General features: G+C 66.4%; 15 protein-coding genes and 1 riboswitch. Of the genes, 6 read left to right on the top strand and 9 right to left on the bottom strand.

Translation table 11 applies throughout. From position 1 onward, the window contains the following. Positions 1 to 47 precede the first annotated feature (47 nt). From xylG to LJ656_RS29275, 4 genes are all read left to right on the top strand, one after another. Complete coding sequence (gene xylG, locus LJ656_RS29290; protein ID WP_230512981.1) at positions 48 to 1607, top strand: D-xylose ABC transporter ATP-binding protein; 1560 nt, start codon at positions 48 to 50, stop codon at positions 1605 to 1607. Further along, positions 1604 to 2803, top strand: coding sequence for a sugar ABC transporter permease (locus LJ656_RS29285; RefSeq protein ID WP_230512980.1), 1200 nt, complete (start codon positions 1604 to 1606; stop codon positions 2801 to 2803). The genes xylG and LJ656_RS29285 overlap by 4 nt, the downstream gene beginning before the upstream one ends. 255 nt (positions 2804 to 3058) lie before the next feature. After that, positions 3059 to 5329 carry a xanthine dehydrogenase family protein molybdopterin-binding subunit gene (locus tag LJ656_RS29280; RefSeq protein ID WP_230512979.1) on the top strand — a complete coding sequence of 757 codons (2271 nt, stop codon included), beginning with the start codon at positions 3059 to 3061 and terminating at the stop codon, positions 5327 to 5329. 40 nt (positions 5330 to 5369) lie between these two features. Next, complete coding sequence (locus tag LJ656_RS29275; RefSeq protein WP_230512978.1) at positions 5370 to 5831, top strand: (2Fe-2S)-binding protein; 462 nt, start codon at positions 5370 to 5372, stop codon at positions 5829 to 5831. Between the two features lie 225 nt (positions 5832 to 6056). On the opposite strand, the gene LJ656_RS29270 is transcribed toward LJ656_RS29275, so the two are convergent. The 8 genes from LJ656_RS29270 to LJ656_RS29235 all read right to left on the bottom strand — a co-directional run bounded on the left by LJ656_RS29270 (position 6057) and on the right by LJ656_RS29235 (position 15984). After that, on the bottom strand, positions 6057 to 7661 hold the full coding sequence (locus LJ656_RS29270; protein ID WP_230512977.1) for an efflux transporter outer membrane subunit: 1605 nt from the start codon (positions 7659 to 7661) through the stop codon (positions 6057 to 6059). Next, complete coding sequence (locus LJ656_RS29265; protein ID WP_230512976.1) at positions 7658 to 8683, bottom strand: efflux RND transporter periplasmic adaptor subunit; 1026 nt, start codon at positions 8681 to 8683, stop codon at positions 7658 to 7660. The genes LJ656_RS29270 and LJ656_RS29265 overlap by 4 nt, the downstream gene beginning before the upstream one ends. Then, positions 8680 to 8889, bottom strand: coding sequence for a DUF1656 domain-containing protein (locus tag LJ656_RS29260; protein ID WP_230512975.1), 210 nt, complete (start codon positions 8887 to 8889; stop codon positions 8680 to 8682). Before LJ656_RS29260 ends, LJ656_RS29265 begins: the two co-directional genes overlap by 4 nt. A gap of 81 nt (positions 8890 to 8970) precedes the next feature. After that, positions 8971 to 11073: an FUSC family protein gene (locus LJ656_RS29255; protein WP_230512974.1), complete on the bottom strand. Its 2103-nt coding sequence runs from the start codon at positions 11071 to 11073 to the stop codon at positions 8971 to 8973. Positions 11074 to 11079: 6 nt separating this feature from the next. After that, on the bottom strand, positions 11080 to 11667 hold the full coding sequence (locus LJ656_RS29250; protein ID WP_230512973.1) for a MarR family winged helix-turn-helix transcriptional regulator: 588 nt from the start codon (positions 11665 to 11667) through the stop codon (positions 11080 to 11082). A gap of 134 nt (positions 11668 to 11801) precedes the next feature. Continuing rightward, positions 11802 to 13460 carry an ATP-binding protein gene (locus tag LJ656_RS29245; RefSeq protein ID WP_230512972.1) on the bottom strand — a complete coding sequence of 553 codons (1659 nt, stop codon included), beginning with the start codon at positions 13458 to 13460 and terminating at the stop codon, positions 11802 to 11804. A gap of 3 nt (positions 13461 to 13463) precedes the next feature. Beyond that, entirely contained in the window at positions 13464 to 14981 is a 1518-nt protein-coding gene (locus tag LJ656_RS29240) for an ATPase domain-containing protein (RefSeq protein WP_230512971.1), read from the bottom strand. A gap of 424 nt (positions 14982 to 15405) precedes the next feature. Next, a complete protein-coding gene (locus LJ656_RS29235) occupies positions 15406 to 15984 on the bottom strand; it encodes a histidine phosphatase family protein (protein WP_230513081.1) in 579 nt (192 codons plus the stop codon). Positions 15985 to 16076: 92 nt separating this feature from the next. Beyond that, positions 16077 to 16222, top strand: a riboswitch (cobalamin riboswitch). 42 nt (positions 16223 to 16264) lie between these two features. On the opposite strand from LJ656_RS29235, the gene LJ656_RS29230 reads away from it, so the two are divergent. Both LJ656_RS29230 and LJ656_RS29225 read left to right on the top strand, forming a co-directional pair. Continuing rightward, complete coding sequence (locus LJ656_RS29230) at positions 16265 to 16486, top strand: CbtB domain-containing protein (RefSeq protein WP_075304984.1); 222 nt, start codon at positions 16265 to 16267, stop codon at positions 16484 to 16486. Between the two features lie 11 nt (positions 16487 to 16497). After that, positions 16498 to 17244: a CbtA family protein gene (locus tag LJ656_RS29225; RefSeq protein ID WP_230512970.1), complete on the top strand. Its 747-nt coding sequence runs from the start codon at positions 16498 to 16500 to the stop codon at positions 17242 to 17244. 96 nt (positions 17245 to 17340) lie between these two features. On the opposite strand, the gene LJ656_RS29220 is transcribed toward LJ656_RS29225, so the two are convergent. Further along, positions 17341 to 17670: a hypothetical protein gene (locus LJ656_RS29220; RefSeq protein ID WP_230512969.1), complete on the bottom strand. Its 330-nt coding sequence runs from the start codon at positions 17668 to 17670 to the stop codon at positions 17341 to 17343. Between the last annotated feature and the right edge of the window lie 278 nt (positions 17671 to 17948).

The following is a 17948-nucleotide window of genomic DNA, read 5'->3' as shown; positions in this document are numbered from 1 at the left end:
CGGGAGCGTGCCGGCGCACCCGCCCACCTTGCAGCGAGGCAGAGCGAATGACGCAACCTCTTCTGACGATGCGCGGCATCGTCAAAGCTTTTTCCGGCGTGAAAGCGCTCGACGGCATCGACCTGACGGTCCGGCCGGGCGAGTGCGTGGGCCTGTGCGGCGAAAACGGCGCGGGCAAATCGACGCTGATGAAAGTCCTCTCGGGCGTGTATCCGCACGGTACCTGGGATGGCCAAATAACGTGGGAAGGCGAGCCCTTGCGGGCCGCGAGCGTGCGCGACACCGAACGCGCCGGGATCATCATCATTCACCAGGAACTGATGCTGGTGCCGGAGCTGTCGGTCGCGGAGAACATCTTCCTCGGCAATGAGATCACGCTGCCCGGCGGCCGCATGAACTACGCGGCGATGTATCAGCGCGCCGACGAACTGCTGCGCGAACTTGGCATCACCGGGATCAATGCCGCGCAGCCGGTGATGAACTACGGCGGCGGTCATCAGCAACTGATCGAAATCGCGAAGGCGCTGAACAAGCGCGCGAAACTGCTGATTCTGGACGAACCGTCGTCGTCGCTGACCGCCTCGGAGATCGCGATTCTGCTCGACATCGTGCGCGATCTGAAGCGGCGCGGCATTGCCTGCGTGTACATCTCGCACAAGCTCGACGAAGTCGCGGCGGTGTGCGACACGATCAGCGTGATCCGCGACGGCCGGCATGTGGCGACCGAGCCGATGCACGCGCTGACCACCGACCGCATCATCGCGCTGATGGTCGGCCGCGAGATCAAGAACCTGTTCCCGCGCGAACCGCATCCGGTCGGCGAGGTGATCTTCGAAGCGCGTAACGTGACCTGTTTCGACGTCACCAATCCGCGCCGCAAACGCGTGGACAACGTGTCGTTCGCGTTGCGGCGCGGCGAGATTCTCGGCGTCGCCGGTCTGGTCGGCGCGGGCCGTACCGAACTGATGCAGGCGATCTTCGGCGCGTATCCGGGCATCAGCGAAGCGAGCGTCGAACTCGACGGCAAGCCGTTGAAGATTCGCGCGCCGATCGACGCGATTCGCGCGGGCATCGCGATGGTGCCCGAGGACCGCAAACGCCACGGCATCGTGCCGGGGATGAGCGTCGGCCACAACATTACGCTCGCGGTGTTGCAGCGTTTCACGGCGGGCGGCCGGATCGATTCCGCGGCCGAGCTCGACACGATCCACACCGAGATGAAGCGGCTGTCGGTGCGCGCCGCGAACCCGATGCTGTCGATTGCGAGCCTGTCGGGCGGCAACCAGCAGAAGGCCGTGCTCACGCGGATGCTGCTGACCGATCCGAAGGTGCTGATCCTCGACGAGCCGACCCGCGGCGTCGACGTCGGCGCCAAATACGAAATCTACAAACTGATTTTCCAGCTGGCCCAGCGCGGCATGTCGATCGTGATGGTGTCGTCCGAATTGCCGGAAGTGCTCGGCCTCAGCGACCGCGTGCTGGTCATCGGCGAAGGCGAGTTGCGCGGCGACTTCGTCAATGACGGGCTGACCCAGGAGGACATCCTCGGCGCCGCGATCCGCCCCGCGCAGCTATCTTCGAACCCAACCGCAGCGAGTGCCGCATGACGCCCGAAGTAACTTCTCAACGCACCGACGAGGCCGCGCCGCGGCACGCCGTCGGCGGTACGCAACGCGTGCAGCAGCTGTTCGCGCGCTACAAGATTCTCGCGCTGCTGATCGCGGTCGCCGTGATCTGGACGTTCTTCTCGGTGCTCACGCACGGCGCGTTCGTCACGCCGCGCAACCTGTCGAACCTGCTGCGGCAGATGTCGATCACCGGCATGCTCGCGTGCGGGATGGTGTTCGTGATCATCGCCGGCGAGATCGATCTGTCGGTCGGCTCGCTGCTCGGACTGCTCGGCGGCGTCGCCGCGATCCTCGACGTGAACCGGCATTGGCCGATCGGCGTGACGATTCCGGTGGTGCTGCTGCTCGGCGTCGCGGTCGGCATGTTCAATGGCTGGTGGTCGACGTATCGGCGCGTGCCGTCGTTTATCGTCGGGCTGGGCGGCATGCTCGCGTATCGCGGCATCCTGCTCGGCATCACCGGCGGCTCGACGATCGCGCCGGTGTCGGACAGCTTCGTGTTCGTCGGCCAGGGCTATCTGCCCCGGCTCGCGGGCGACACGCTCGCGGTCGTGCTGTTTGTGTTGCTGGCGTTCCTGACGATTCGCCAGCGCGCGAACCGGCAGCGCTATCAGTTGCGCGTGGTGCCGCTCTGGCAGGACATTGCGAAGGTGATCGGCGCGGGCGCGATCCTCGCCGGCTTCGTCGCGATGCTCGACAACTACGGCGGCATTCCGGTTCCGGTGCTGTTGCTGCTCGCGCTGCTCGGCATTTTCACGTGGATCGCGACGCAGACCGTGTTCGGCCGCCGTATCTATGCGGTCGGTTCGAACCTCGAAGCGACCCGCCTGTCCGGCGTCAACACCGACCGCGTGAAGCTCGCGATCTTCGCGCTGATGGGCCTGATGTGCGCGTTCGCCGGCATCGTCAACACCGCGCGGCTCGCGGCGGGTTCGCCGTCGGCCGGTTCGATGGGCGAGCTCGATGCGATCGCCGCGTGCTTTATTGGCGGCACGTCGATGCGCGGCGGCTCCGGCACCGTGTACGGCGCGCTGATCGGCGCGCTCGTGATGGCCAGTCTCGATAACGGCATGTCGATGCTCGACGTCGACGCGTACTGGCAGATGATCGTGAAGGGCGGCATTCTGGTGCTGGCCGTATGGATCGATGTGATGTCCGGCTCGAATCGCCGCTAATCTGCGGCGCCGCGCAATATCCGCGATGGGCCGCTAACTTGCGGCCCATCTCGCAGTTAATGAAGCACCCCACGATTTCTCCACCCCGCCTGCCTGTCCCCCGGTCCCATGCCGCACGGCCCATTGCCCGGGTCGCGCGCATTTAAGTCTCACGTCTACCCGTCCGTCTTATTACTATTCGCAAACGCAGACGGGCGTCCGCCCGCTTGCGCCGTTTCCCCGTGATCGTGCCGGTGCCGCCATAGCGAGTTTTCCATGCTAACGCGCAGAACCTTCCTGCTCGGCAGCGCCAGTGCGCTTGGCGGCCTGCTGGTCGGCTGGGCCGTGCTGCCGCCGCGCCAGCGTTTGAACACCGCGACACCGCTGCCGGTGCAAGGCTCGCAGATCGCGCTCAACGGCTGGGTCAAGATCGACGCCGATAATCGCGTGACGATCATGATGGTCAAGACCGAGATGGGGCAGGGCATCCACACCGGTCTCGCGATGCTGCTCGCCGAAGAACTCGACGCCGACTGGTCGCGGGTGCGCGTCGAGGAAGCGCCGATCGACCGGATCTACAACAGCGTGCAGGGCATCGTCGACGATCTGCCGTTTCGTCCCGACGACGACAGTTTCGTTAAGCAGGGCACGGTGTGGATCGCGCGCAAGGCGGTCAGTGAGTTCGGCACGATGATGACCGGCGGCTCGTCGAGCATGAACGACCTGTGGACGCCGATGCGCGAGGCCGGCGCGTCGGCGCGCGCGATGCTGGTCGGCGCGGCGGCCGGCCAATGGCAGGTGCCGCCGCACGAATGCCGGGTCGAACGGGGCTACGTGCTGCACGCGCGGGGACATAAGGCGAGCTTCGGCGAGTTGTCGTCGCAAGCCGCGCTGCAGCCGTTGCCGCGCACGGTCGCACTGAAACAGCCGGCCGACTTCAGGCTGATCGGTCAGCCGCTCAAGCGGCTCGAAGCCGCGTCGAAAATCGACGGCGTCGCACGCTTCGGCATCGACGTATTGCCCAATCGCCTGCTGTACGCGAGCGTCGTGATGTGCCCGACGCTCGGCGGCACGGTCGCGCATTTCGACGCGACGCCGGCCGAGAAAATGCCCGGCTTCGTCAAGGCGCTCGCGGTGCCGCCGTATGCGGGCGGCACCGGCGGCGTCGCGGTGATCGCCGACAACGCCTATCGCGCGATGAACGCGGTGCTCGCGATCAAGGTCGACTGGCACGACGGCGCGGCCGCGAAGATCTCGAGCGCGACGGTGGACCAGCGCCTCGTCGCCGCGCTCGATGACAGCGACGGTCATGTGTACTTCCATCGCGGCAACGTCGACAGCATGATGGGCCGCGCGGCGCGCACGCTCGAAGCGGTCTACCGCGCGCCGTATCTCGCGCATGGCGCGGTCGAGCCGCTGAACTGCACGGTGCAGGTCGCGGACGGCGCGGCGACCGTCTGGGTGTCGACGCAGATGCCGGGGCTCGCGCGCAAGCACGTCGCGAAGGCGCTCGGGATCGACGCCGACCAGGTCGACGTGCAGACGCAGTTACTCGGCGGCGCGTTCGGCCGCCGGCTCGAGCTCGATTTCATCGCGCAGGCCGCCGCGATCGCGCGCGAGGCCGACGGCCGTCCGGTTCAGACGATCTGGTCGCGCGCGCAGGACTTCACCCACGACTACTACCGGCCCGCGTGCGCGGCATGGCTGCGGGCGGGCCTCGACGAGCACGGCAAAGTGGTCGCGTGGCATGCGAAATCGGCGGGCCAGGCGATCGTGCCGGAGGCGCTCGCGCGCTACTACGGCGTGCCGCGTATCCCGCTCGACAAGACCACGCTCGAAGGCGCGTTCGATCAGCCGTACGAATGGCCGGCCGCGCGCGTGTCGCACAAGATCGTCGAATTGCCGGTGCCGATCGGTTTCTGGCGCTCGGTCGGCCACTCGCATCAGGCGTTCTTCACCGAGAGCTTCACCGACGAAGTCGCGGCCGCCGCCGGTCAGGACCCGATCGCGTTTCGCGCGGCGCTGCTCGCTGAGCATCCGCGTCATCTGGCAGTGCTGAAACGGGTCGAGACGCTGTCCGACTGGGGCCGCCCGCTCAAACCGGCGGCCGACGGCGCGCGCTGCGCGCGCGGCGTCGCGCTGCACGAGGCGTTCGGCAGCGTGGTCGCGCAGGTCGCGGAAGTGTCGATCGGGCCGGAGCGGCAGATTCGTGTGCACCGGGTCGTGTGCGTAATCGATTGCGGCTTGCCGGTGAATCCGAATCTGATTCGTCAGCAGATGGAAGGCGGGATCGTGTTCGGACTGTCGAGCGCGCTGCAAAACGAGATCACGATCGTCGACGGCCAGGTGCAGCAGAAGAACTTCACCGACTTCCCGGTGGTGCGGATGAACGTGTGTCCGGCGATCGAAACCGACATCATGCCGAGCCAGTTGCATCCGCAGGGCGTCGGCGAGCCGGGCGTGCCGCCGGTCGCGCCGGCGATCGCCAACGCGGTGTTCGCGCTGACCGGGCAGCGGCTGCGCAGTCTGCCGTTGCGGCTCGCGTGAGCGGAGCATGAGCGGATCGCGTCGAATTCAGGAGGCAAGCATGGCGGTACTGAATATCAACGGGAAGCTGGTGAAGATCGACACGGAGCCGGACATGCCGCTGCTATGGGTGCTGCGTTGCGATCTCGGCATGACCGGCACCAAGTTCGGCTGCGGGGTGGGGATCTGCGGCGCGTGCACGGTCAATCTGGACGATGCCGCGTGCCTTGCGTGCCAGACGCCGGTGTCGAGCCTGCATACGCAGAACAGGATCGTGACGATCGAAGGCTTGCAGGGACGCGAGGCGCAGGCGCTGAAAGCGGCGTGGCTCGAACTCGACGTCGTGCAATGCGGCTATTGTCAGAGTGCTCAATTGATGGCGGCTTGCGCGCTGCTGAAGCACAAGCCGGAGCCGACGGACGCGGAGATCGATCAGGCGATGACGCCGGTGGTGTGCCGTTGCGGCACGTACCCGCGAGTGCGGGCGGCGATTCATCTGGCGGCGGGAAAAAAGGGGCGTTAGAGCCGGCGAGCCGGCACGCTGCAACGCCCCGCCCGAAACTCAATTGGCCAGCATTTCCACGATGGCGACGACCGCCGTGAACACGCCGATACATCCGCCGAGCGTTGCTGCACCTTGCATGAATGGCGACATGAGAGACCCCGTAGCGAGTAGTGGTGTCCCGTATTTAACCCGAAACGAAAGGCAAAAGAAAGCTGATCAAAAATAATTCGTAAGCTCGCTCGCTCAGGGCGCTTTCGCCGTTTCGGCAGCCGGGCGCGAGGCCGAACCGGCCGGCGCCGTTCTGGTCTTCAGCGCCGGAGCGGCCTTCAGTGCCGCCGCCGTCTCGCCCGGCGTACTCTGCCCCGAAACCTCCCAGCCGCCGCCGAGCGACAGGAACAGGTTGACCTGATCGACCGTGACCTGGCCTTCCGCCGCCGACAATTGCGCCTTCGCCGCGGTCAGCGTGCGGGTCGCATCGAGATCGGAGATGAACGACTCGCGTCCCGCGCGATACAGCCGATGCGTTTCGTCGGCCGATTGCGCGGCCGACTTCAGCGCCGCGCGCAGCGCTTCGGCGCGCGCGTAGTCCGATGCGTAGGTCGCGAGGTTGGTCTCGGTTTCGCGCAGCGCCTTCAACACCACGCCGTCGAACTTCGCGAGCGCGACCTGGCTCGATGCTTCGGCTTCGCGGATGCGGCCGCGCGCGCCGTTGGTCGGGAAGTTCCACGTGAGCAGCGGACCGAAGCCCCAGCGCGCGGTCGGCTGTTGCGGGATGTCTTCGAGAATGCCGGTGAAGCCCGCCGATGCGCCGATGCTGATGCTCGGATACAGCGCGGCGGTCGCGACGCCGATCCGCGCGGTCGAACTGGCCAGTTGCCGCTCGGCCTCGCGCACGTCCGGGCGCCGCCGCAGCAGCGCGGCGCCGTCGCCGATCGGCACCGGCTGATTCAGTTGCGGGAGCCGCTCGCACGCGAGCACGGCCGGCGGCAGATCCGACGGCGCGCGCGCCAGCAGCGCCGCGAGCTGGTATTGCGCGATCTTGCGGCGCGCGGTGTAGCGCGGAATATCGGCGCTCAGGTTCTCGACCTGAGTCTGGCCGCGCGTGACCTCGGTCTGGTTGCCGCGGCCCGCGTCGCGCAGCCGGCGCGACAGGTCCACGCGCTGCTTTTGCAGCGCCAGCGACTGCTGCGCGATGCGCAGTTCCTCGGCCGACGAGCATTGCTCGACGTACGAGCGCACCACCGCCGCGACCACCGTGATGCGCGCGAGGTCGCCGGCGGCCTCGACCGCTTCGGTGTCCGCCTGCGCGGCTTCGACGCCGCGCCGCAGCTTGCCGAACAGATCGATTTCGTACGACACGCTCAGGCCGAAGTCGCCGAGGTTGGCGACCGGCAGTTTCTCGAACAGCAGATACTGCTCGGCCGATTCCTGCGCGCGTTGGACCGTTGCCGACGCGCCGCCCGAGAAGCCGCCCTGCGCCTGCGCGACGCCGAGCGCCTCGCGCGACCGGGCGAGGTTCGCGGCCGCGACCCGCAGATCGGTATTCGATTTCAGCGCTTCGTCGATCAGGTTGTTGAGCACCGGATCGTCGTAGAGCTTCCACCAGACGGTCGGCGGATTGAGCGTCGAGGTCAGCCCCGGGTCCGCGCCTTCGATCGCGCCGTTCGCGAGCGGCGCATTGAGCATCGCCTGTTTCGGCAGCGTGTAATCGGGACCGACATTGATACAGCCGCTCAGCGCGACCGCGAGCGGCAGCAACGGCAACAGCGGCAGGCGTGGCAGGCGGGGCAGACGGGGCAATCGCGCGGGCAGCCGCGGCAGCGAAGACAAGGTGTGCGCGAATTTCATTGCGACTTGCCCGCCGAAGGAGCAGCCGAAGCAGCCGAAGCAGCGGGAGCCGCCGGCGCCGACGCGAGCGCCGAAGCCGGCGCCACCGGCGCGGCCGACGCCGCCACCGCACCGGATGCCGGGCCGGTGCCCGACACCGCCCGCCTTCTCACCGGCGACAGATCGCGCACCGCCACCGTCGCGGTGCGTCCGGCGATCAGACGGAAATCGGCCGGCACTTCATCGAGCGCAACGCGCACCGGAATCCGTTGCGCGAGGCGCACCCAGCTGAACGCCGGGTTCACGTTCGGCAGCAGGTTGGCGCTCTGCGTGCGGTCGCGGTCCTCGATACCGGCGACGATGCTCTGCACGTGACCGCGCAACGGCGTCGGCTCGCCCATCACGGTGATGTCGACCGGCTGGCCGATGTCGATCCCGCGCAGCTTGGTTTCCTCGAAGTAGCCGTCGACGCGGAACGAATGCATATCGACCACCGCGACCACCGCGCGGCCCGCCGACACGAATTCGCCGGTGCGCGGCGCGCGATCGTTCAGATAGCCGTCGACCGGGCTCTTGATCGTCGAGCGTTGGAGGTTCAGTTTGGCGGTGTCGATCGCGACGTTCGCGTCGGCCAGCGCCGCTTCGCCGGCTTCGACGCGCGAGCGGCTTTCTTCCAGGATTTCGGCGGCCACGAGGTTGCCGAGCTGGCGGTTACGCGCGTACTCGCGGCGCGCCTGGTCGAGCGTCGCGCGACGCTGCTGCGCGGTCGCCTCGGCCTGGCGCAACGCGAGCGTGTAGCGCGCCTGGTCGATCACGAACAGCACCTGGCCCTGCCTGACCTGCTGGTTATCCGTGACTTCGACCGACGAGATCAGCCCCGAGATATCCGGCGCGACCTGGATCACGTCGGCGCGCACGTGTCCGTCGCGGGTCCACGGCGCGAACATGTAGTAGTTGACCAGTTTCCACAGCACCAGCGCTGCGATCACGACGACGATCAGGGTCAGCAGAATCTGCCCGATGGAGAACCAGGTTTTTTTCACGTTATTAGTCTGTGCGAAACAACGACGACAAGGCCCAGCACCAGCACATAGATGCCGAGATCGAAGATGGAGCGATGCCAGACGAGGCGGTAGAAGCCGGTGTAGGCGAGCACCGTGCGGATCGCGAGGTTGATCAGATAGGCGATCAACATCAGCACCAGCACGGACGGCACGAACACGCCGAAGATATCGATTTCACCGAGCATCGCGGGAACTGGAAAAGGGTGGACGGGGGGCGCATGCCAACGCGCTGACGAGGATGAACGGGGTCATGACGCGCAGGTTCATCACGCGGCGGCCTCCGGTTCGGTCGGTGTCGGTTTCGTGAGCGTCGCCGGAAACAGCGAAAGACGCAAGCCGACCAGCGCGTGCAGCGCATCGCGCAGCTGGCGCGCCGAGGTCGGCGAGATTTCGGTCGGCGCCGCCGCGTTGGCGAGGCCTTGCGCGGTGACGCGCGCCACCGCCGCGTCGATCGACGACATCAGGCTCGGCGGCACCGGCTGACGATGCCGCCGCGCGACGCAGCTCTCGTAGTAGGTATGCACGCCATCGAGAACATGATCGATCGCGGCCGGCGCTTCGCCGCCGAGCTTGCGGGTCAGGCGGCGCAGGTCGAGCGCGTTGAACGCGATGCGCAGATCGCGGAAGCTCTCGATCGACGGATGACGATGGTCGTCGGTCGCGGCAAGCCGCGGAATCAGCTGCATCAGCCGGTCGAGCATGCGCGCGGCGAGATTGCGCGGATCCTCGATCCGCTGAGCGGACGCGGTCAGCGCGACGTCGGCCCAGCTCGAGCGCAGCAGCCGCGCGGCCGCGAGTTCGGCGCCGAACGGCCGGGTCACGCGAGTCCACAGGTACGCGTACAGCAGCCCGGCGAGACCCGCGAGGTTCGCGTTCAGGAAGGTCAGGAAGTTCGCGTCGTACGCATCCTGAATGCTGATGAAAGTCGCGGTGTTCACCGCGACCAGCACCGTCACCATATTGAATTGCGGGCGCGGGATCAGCGTGCCGACCAGAATGAACGGCGCGGCGAACAGGACCACCAGCATCGCGAAGTCGTGCACGTTCGGCAGCACGACGAACAGATACAGACCGGCGGCGACCACCGCGACCGCGGTCGCGACGAAGAAGCGGAACACCAGCGGCGCGGGCTCGTCGAGCGCGGCGAAGAAGCAGCACGCGACCGCCGCGAGCGTCACCGCGCTGGCGCCGTCGTTCCAGCCCGAGGTGATCCACAGCGCGCACGCGAACACCACCGCCGCGGCCGCCGACACGGTCGCGAACAGCATCATCCCGCGGTCGTAGAAGCGTTCGGTGCCGCCGAGCCGCCAATGGCGGAAGTGCGGCCGCCACGAACCTTCCTCGCGCGTGATGATGATGCGCAGCGAGCGGCAGTCCTGCCACACGTCGATCACCTGTTTCAAACGCCACAGCGCATTCGACAGCAGCGCGCCTTCCCAATGTTTCAACGCATCGGCGGGTGGACGCATCGCGGCGATGCGCTCGCGCAGCGCGTTGGCGGTCTCGTCCGCGTGATAGCCCTCGCTCGCCGGGGGCAGCGGCTGATTGAACCACTTGATGACGTCGTCGATCAGTTCGCGCAGTCCGGCGGGCCAGTGTTGCGGGCCGTTGTTATAGAGCGCGAGCAGCGGGTCGGCGAGCGCCGACATGATCGGCAGCAGCAACTGCATGCGGCCGCGCAGCTCGTGCGCGCGCGCAAGGATGTCGGGACGGGTGTGATCGTAGGCGAGCTGGCTCAGCAGCAGTTCGAGACCGTTGATCGTGCTGGCGAGCCGTTGCCGCGCGCTGGAAAGCGCCGCGCCGGCGATGCGGCCCGACAGCGTTTCGGTCGCGTAGAACGCGGCGTCGCGGAACCACGCGTCGGTGCGCTCGATGATGGTCGGCGCGAGCCGGCTCGGAAACAGCGTGCTGCCGACGATGCTCGCGCACACGATGCCGAGAATGATCTCCTCGGTACGGCTGACGGCCAGATCGAACACGCCGAGCGGATTGCCCACCGACGGCAGCGCGATGATCGGCATCGTGTAGGCGGACAGCATGAACACGTAGCTGCGCGCGGTACGATCGGAGATCGCGAAGTACAGCATCGTGCCGACCCAGGTCGCGACGATCACGCTGAACAGATACGGCGATTCGACGAACGGCGGCACCAGCAGGACTGCGCCGGCCGCGCCGAGCGCGGTGCCGAGCGCGCGATAGATCGCCTTCGAGCGGGTCGCGCCGACGAACGGATTCGATACGATGTAGACGGTGGCCATCGCCCAGTACGGCCGCGGCAGCTCGAACGCGAGGCCGATGTAGAGCGCGAGCATGGCCGCGGCGAAAGTCTTGACCGAGAACAGCCAGTCGCGGAGGGAGGGATAGACCATAAACCGTTACGCGGACTCGGCGTGATGCGGCGCGGCGGCGCGCGCGCGGCGTTTGGTGGGCTTGCGGGGTTTGACCGGGACGGCCGTCGGGCTCGTGGGTTGCGGCCGGTTCCCGTGGTTTGCCTGGTCCGCCTGGTTCGCCGATGGCGCGGCGGCTTGCTCGGCGGCATCGACCGTGAACGCGCCGAGCACGCGCAGCGCGGCTTCGAGATCGTCGCGCGACACGCCCTTGAGCGCCTGCGCGCGCAGCGTCACCAGTTCCTCTTCCATCTTCGCGGTGACCGCGCGGCCCTCGTCGGTGAGCGCGACGGTCTTCGCGCGCCGGTCGTCGGGGTCTTCTTCGCGGCGCATCAGGCCGGCCGCGCACAGCTGATCGAGCAGGCGCACCAGCGATGGCCCTTCGATGCCGATGTGATCGGCGAGCGTGACCTGGCGCACCGCGGAGCCGAGCCGGCTCGCGGTCAGCAGCGGCGTCGCGCACGCTTCCGACACATTGAACGTGGCCAGTACGCCATGACTCGTGCGGCGCCATTTTCTGGCGGCCACGACCAGCGTGCTGCTCACGGTGAGACGCAGGGCATCGAGATTCGACATGGCCGGTATTGTATTTCCAAACGATTCGTTAGCAAGCTATTGAATTGGAAATTAATGCCGGATCACCTGAGTCTGCGGCAAGAATGCGACAGTGATGTCAACGCGACGCGGTAAAGGCCGGCGCGCGGTGTCGGTTAAGCGGCCAGCCCGAGCCGCACCGTGCGCGCCAGCTCGTCGAGCTGGAACGGCTTGCGCAGGATCGTGCAGTGCTTGACCGCGGCGCCGGTGATGTCGACGTCCGCGTAACCGGTCGCGAGGATCACCGGCAGATCGGCGCGCTGCTTGCGCGCGGCGGCGATCACCTCGAGCCCGTTCATGCCCGGCATCGCGAAATCGACCATCAGCAGATCGGGCTGATCGTCGGCGAGGCGGCTCAGGCCGGCCTGACCGTCGGCGGCCTCGGTCACCGTATAGCCGAGCATGCGCAGCGATTCGACCAGCATCGCGCGCACTTCGCTGTCGTCTTCCACCACCAGCACGCGCTTGTCGCTGGTCGCATTCGCTTCGGCGTCGGCCTCGGCTTCGTTGCGAGCGGCCACTCGCTCGCGCCACGGCAGCCAGATCTGCACCGTGGTGCCGACGCCTTCCTCGCTGAAAATGCGCGCGGCGCCGCCGGCCTGGCGCGCGATCCCGTACACCTGGCTCAGACCGAGCCCGGTGCCCTTGCCGACCGGCTTGGTCGTGAAGAACGGATCGAAGACTCGCGACATCACCGCGGGCGGAATGCCGGTGCCGCTATCGATCACGTCGATCACCACGTAGCGGCCCGCGTTCAGGGTTTCGTCGGGCGCGTCGCGGCTGCTCACGCGAATCTCCAGGGTGCCGCCGCCCGGCATCGCGTCGCGCGCGTTGATGGCCAGATTGAGCACCGCGAGTTCGAGCTGGTTCGCATCGGCGCGCGTCCACATTTCGCTGCGCTCGAACACGGTGTCGTAACGGATGCCGGAACCGAGCGAGACCGCGATGATGTCGCGCATGTTCTGCAGCAGCGCGACCACGTCGAGCGCCTGCAGATCCGGGTTGCTGTTGCGCGAGAAGGTGAGCAGCTGGCCGGTCAGTTTCGCGCCGCGTTCGGTCGCGCGTTTGACCGAGGCGGCCATCCCGCGCAGGCGCTCGTCGCTGGTGACCCGCGAGATCAGTTCGGCATTCACCATGATCACGTTCAACAGATTGTTGAAGTCGTGCGCGATGCCGCCGGTCAGCTGGCCGAGCGCTTCCATCTTCTGTGATTGGACCAGCACCGCCTGGACCTTCGCGCGTTCGTGGATCTCGGCCATCAGGCGATCGTTGGCCGACGCGAGTTCGTGCGTGCGTGCGGCGATGCGGCTTTCCAGCGAATCGTTCAGCTGTTCGAGCGCGTCCTGCGCGGCAATCCGTTCGGCGAGCAGGCGGCGCGATTCGTATTGCCGCCCGCGTGCGCGCAGCGACGAGCCGACCGCGCGGCGCAGGGTCTCCGAATTGAGCGGACGTTCGAGCACGACCACGTTGCCGAGCCGCTCCAGCATCTCGAGCCCGCGCGCCGAGCGGCGGCCGATGCTGCGCGCGGCCAGCAGGATGAACGGGAAATCGGACCACGCGGGTTGCCGCTCGAGCCATGCGAACAGGCCCGCCGCGTGGCCGTTGGCGAGCGCTTCCTCGGTCAGCAGCGCGGTGCCCGCGCCGATGTCGAGCTCGGTGGTGAGCGCGTCGGTGCTGGCGCAGCTCACGCATGCGCGGGCGTCGTTGTGCAGGACCGCGGCGATCACGTCGGCGTCGCGGCCGAACGGCGCGAGGATGAGGACACGCTGCTCCATCGTTCAGTGTCCGGTGCTATCGAGCAGATTGCTGCTCGCGCCGAGCATCGCGGTCGCGCCGCGATACGGTGGCAGACCCGACAGCACGCCCTCGAAGTCGCGCAGCGCCTCGCCGACCTCGACACCCGCGCGGCTGAGACGAAACTGGCGGATCGTGCGTTCATGGTCGTTCGCCCGGCTCTTCACCGCAGTCACCGCGGTCAGCACCTCGCCGTGATGCTCGAAATAGCGGAACAGTATGACCACGTCGCTCAGATAGCTGATGTCAACCTCGGTCTGCACTTCGCCGATGATGCCGTGCTGGCCGAGCACCAGCATCGTGACCACGCCCTGCTGGTTCAGATAGCCGAGCATCTCGTGCATGTGCAGCAGCAGGTAGCGCTCGCCCGGCATCGCCTGCAGATACGCGTTGAGGCTGTCGATCGCGACATAGCGCACGTGCTCGTTTTCGACCGCGTTGCGCACGTCGCTCGACAGCTCGCCCGGCGAGATTTCCGCCGGATCGATCTGCCGCAGCGTCAGCAGACCGCTGTCGACGTACGGCGCGAGGTCCATGCCGAGCGTCGCGCAACGGCTGATGAGCGTGCTGAGCGTTTCGTCGAATACATAGTAGGCGCAGCGTTCGCCGCGGTTGAGCGCGGTGATCAGACACGACACCACGGTGGTGGTCTTGCCAACCCCCGACGGACCGATGATCAGCGCATTGGTGCCGGGAATCAGACCGCCGCCGAGCAGCGCGTCGAGACCCGGCGTGCCGGTGCCGAGCGGTTGCGTGTCGAACTGCCGGTGATGCTCGGCCGCGACGAGGCGCGGATACACGCGCAGGCCGCCGGTGTTGAGCGTGAAGTCGTGATAGCCCTCGCGGAACTTGATCCCGCGCATCTTCGCGATGCGTACGCGGCGGCGGTTGCCGCCGTAATCGTGGGCGACGTTGTCGAGGCTGATCACGCCGTGCACGATGCTGTGCAGCTGGATGCCGCTCCCGACCGACGAGGTGTCGTCGAGCAGCAGCACCGTGCATTCGCGGGTCGAGAAATGCCGCTTCAGCGCGAGAATCTGTCGGCGGTAGCGCAGTGGGTTCTCCGCCAGCAGACGCAGCTCCGACAGGCTGTCGAGCACGATGCGCGCGGGCTTGAGTTCGTCGACGTGCTGGATCACGTTGCGCACGCTTTCGCCGAGTTCGACTTCCGCCGGATGCAGCACGCTTTGCTCGTACTGCGGCTCGAGCTCCTCTTCGGGCAACTGCTCGAAGATCGTGAAGCGACTCAGATCCCAGCCGTGGCTCGCGCCGATCGCAAGGAGTTCCTCGCGGGTTTCGGACAGCGCGATGTACAGGCCCGACTGCCCCGCTTCGAGACCTTGGAGTAAGAATTGCAATGCCAGGGTAGTTTTACCTGTGCCGGGCGCGCCTTCGACGAGATACATGCGGTTCGGCGTGAGACCGCCGCCGAGGATGTCGTCGATGCCTTCGATGCCCGAGGCAAGGCGGGCGGGGGTGGAGGTGGCGGGTGTGGTCGACATGATGGTTAGCGTGGGTGTCGGCGGTAGCGTCGGATGCGTCGGATGTGTTGGATTAACGCGGCGGCGAGGTCGCGGGCGGTATGGCGCTATGCAATTTGCGTGCCTTGAGACGGTGATGAGGTGTGCCGGCTCGGCGTGTCTGTCCGTCGCGACCCGCGATCAGAATTCGGCGGCACGGCAGCAGTTCTATTTATGTGGGAAGGGGCAGCGCGCCGAGATAACGTTGACGCCGCCGGGGGCTGATCAATTGCGGCTGGTGGTGTCGGGGCGACAGGCGCGGGCGGTTTTTGTCGGCGCGCGCTGGAACAGCAACCCGTCCACGCGGGGGCGAAAGGACCGCGCGTGCGAATCGAGCTGACGTACGTCGCAAGCTGCCAGCAGGCTGGCGGCCGGGGCGTCGAGACGGAAGCAGCGCGGTCGGTCTTTAAAGAGCAGTGGCCGGCCACCAGGTCCAGACGCGCCGCGACGAGCGCAATTCGATCATCGATAGCGGCGCGATCTCTATACGAGGGAACAGCTCCGGCGCAGCGCCGAGCGCATAAACAAGGGCGGCGCGCATTAGCGGCGCGTGCGTAACGGCGATAACGGTTCGAGCCGAAGGCGCGGCGTGGTCGAGCCATTGCCCGACCCGTTGCACCACTTCAGTAAATGACTCGCCGCCGGGCGGCGCGATCGCGGGGTCGCGTGTCCACGCGGCCAGCGCGTCAGCCGCCTGCTGCGCGATGTCGGCGAGACGCTGGCCGCGCCACTCGCCGTAGTCGACGTCCGCCAATGCATCGACAGGTGTGGCCATGAGGCCGAGCGCGGTGGCGGTATCGCGCGCACAGGCCGCCGGGCTGGTGAATACGGTGGCGCCGTCGAGATCGGCGCGCCGTGCGAGAACCGCGCGCGCGGTCTCGGCTGCGGCACGGTCCCGGGCTTCGAGCGGTTCGTCGGCGGGGAAGCGGCCCGCGCGCTGCGCGAGCGTCGCCGCGTGGCTCACCAGTAACAGTCGCGTATCCATTGAGTCCCTTATGAGTGCCCGACGCGCTTTTGCGCGGCCGCCGCTGCGCCAGTATTCATGCTGACGCATGACGCCGCGAGACCCGATGCCGACGTTCACGAAGGCCGAAGTTTAGCGCGTAGAATAGGCGCCTTGCGAAGCACGGAAGCCGGTGAGAACCCGGCGCGGTCGCGCCACTGTAATCGGCAATGCATTTACAAAAGCCGAAAGCCAGACCTGAACTTCGCACCATTCCTCTGCAATCGACTATCGGGGCGCGTTACCCCAGGAGATGTCCGTGATGACCCAAGCTGTTTTCGATTCCGCCGCGCAACCGGCGGCTCAGCCCACTCCCATTCCTCTGCGCGAGCTGCTGCCTTGGGTGGTGTTCGGCGGTTTGCTGCTGTTGCTCGCGCTGTACTTCGTTGGTGCGGAACAGGGCGCCACGTCGCTGGTGCCCGGCATGTACGTGCATGAGTTCGTGCACGACGGCCGCCATCTGCTCGGCTTTCCCTGCCACTAACGGAGTTCATCATGGTGGGTAAGTTATTAGTACGCGGGATGCTCGCGGGCATCGTCGCGGGCCTGCTCACGTTCGCGTTCGCGCGAATCGCCGGCGAGCCGCAGGTCGATCAGGCTGTTTCCCTCGAGGAAAAAGCGGCCGCCGCGCACGGCGAGGAGCACGAACACGAACACGAACTCGTGAGCCGCGAGACCCAGGCCGGGCTCGGCTTGCTGACCGGCGTGGTCACTTATGGTGCGGCATTCGGCGGACTGTTCTCGCTGGTGTTCGCGTATGCATATGGGCGCGTGGGCGCGCTGAGCGTGCGCGCGTTGTCCGCGTGGCTCGCAGTCGGCGCTTTTATCGCGCTCGTGATCGTGCCGAATCTCAAGTATCCGGCCAATCCACCGTCGGTCGGCGACCCGGAAACGATCGGCACGCGTACCGGCCTGTTCTTTCTGATGATTGCGATTTCGCTCGCGACGCTGGTGTTTTCGCTGAAAGTACGTCGGCGCGCGGTGGCGAAGCTCGGCGCGTGGAACGGCTCGATCGTCGCGGGGCTCGTGTTCGTCGCGATCATCGCGACCGTGCAACTGTCGATGCCGGTTATCGATGAAGTGCCTGCCTCGTTCCCGGCGGTGCTCCTGTGGAAATTCCGTGTGGCAGCGATCGGCATGCAGTTCATCATGTGGACGACCATCGGGCTGCTGTTCGGCGCGCTGGTCGAGCGCAGCGCTTTCATGCGTACGAATGCGCGCGTGACGATGAAGTCGCTCTGATTCTCCGCTCGACGCGCGACCGCAGGCGCGGTCGCGCTTTCAGCGCAATGCAAAAGAACGGTTTTGCATCAAGTACTTGGCGCAGTTTTGGCGGGGTTATCCACAGGCTTGCGAACATTTTCTGTGGAAAAGCTTCCAGCCGGCGTGCTCTTCATTCCTCTTATCTGATTCTCGCCGCGCCTGGGTTGCGCGGTCAGCGTTCGCCTGCAGAGAACTTCGGTATTCGCCCGGCGCGAAACATTCGAGTTCGGCGGTTTCTGTTTCTTCCGATGTTTGTCGAGCCTTGGTGGTTCGCGCAAGTGCGGCCAGTCCAATCGGATCCCTAACTAATTGCGGGGCGGTGATCCATTGCCTGTTTTTTGTGCTTTGCGACTTTTTTAAAATAATTGCGAAAAGGGTGTTGACGGAGTGTGTTCGGATCTCCATAATCTCGCTTCTTCGCTGATGACGCAGCGACGCAAACGAAGCAGCGCCGGGTAGTTGAAGTTCAGGCGCAGCGCGTTGAGCGAATCGATCTTTAAAAACTAACAGCCGATAAGTGTGGGCACTTGATGCGGAATGCGACGGTGGTTCTTCGGAGTCACCGGATAGCAAAAGTATCAAAAGCCTCACACAGTATTAGAGGAAGGTTTGTCTGTCGAAAGACGGATTAATCATCGTCAGTACGTTGAGTGAGCGACCGGTTTCTGACGAAACCGAAAACA

Origin of the sequence: Paraburkholderia sejongensis, assembly GCF_020880815.1 — a bacterium.
GTDB lineage: Bacteria > Pseudomonadota > Gammaproteobacteria > Burkholderiales > Burkholderiaceae > Paraburkholderia > Paraburkholderia sejongensis.
The sequence above is the reverse complement of the archived record's forward strand: the minus strand, read 5'-3'. Positions and strand labels throughout refer to the sequence as shown.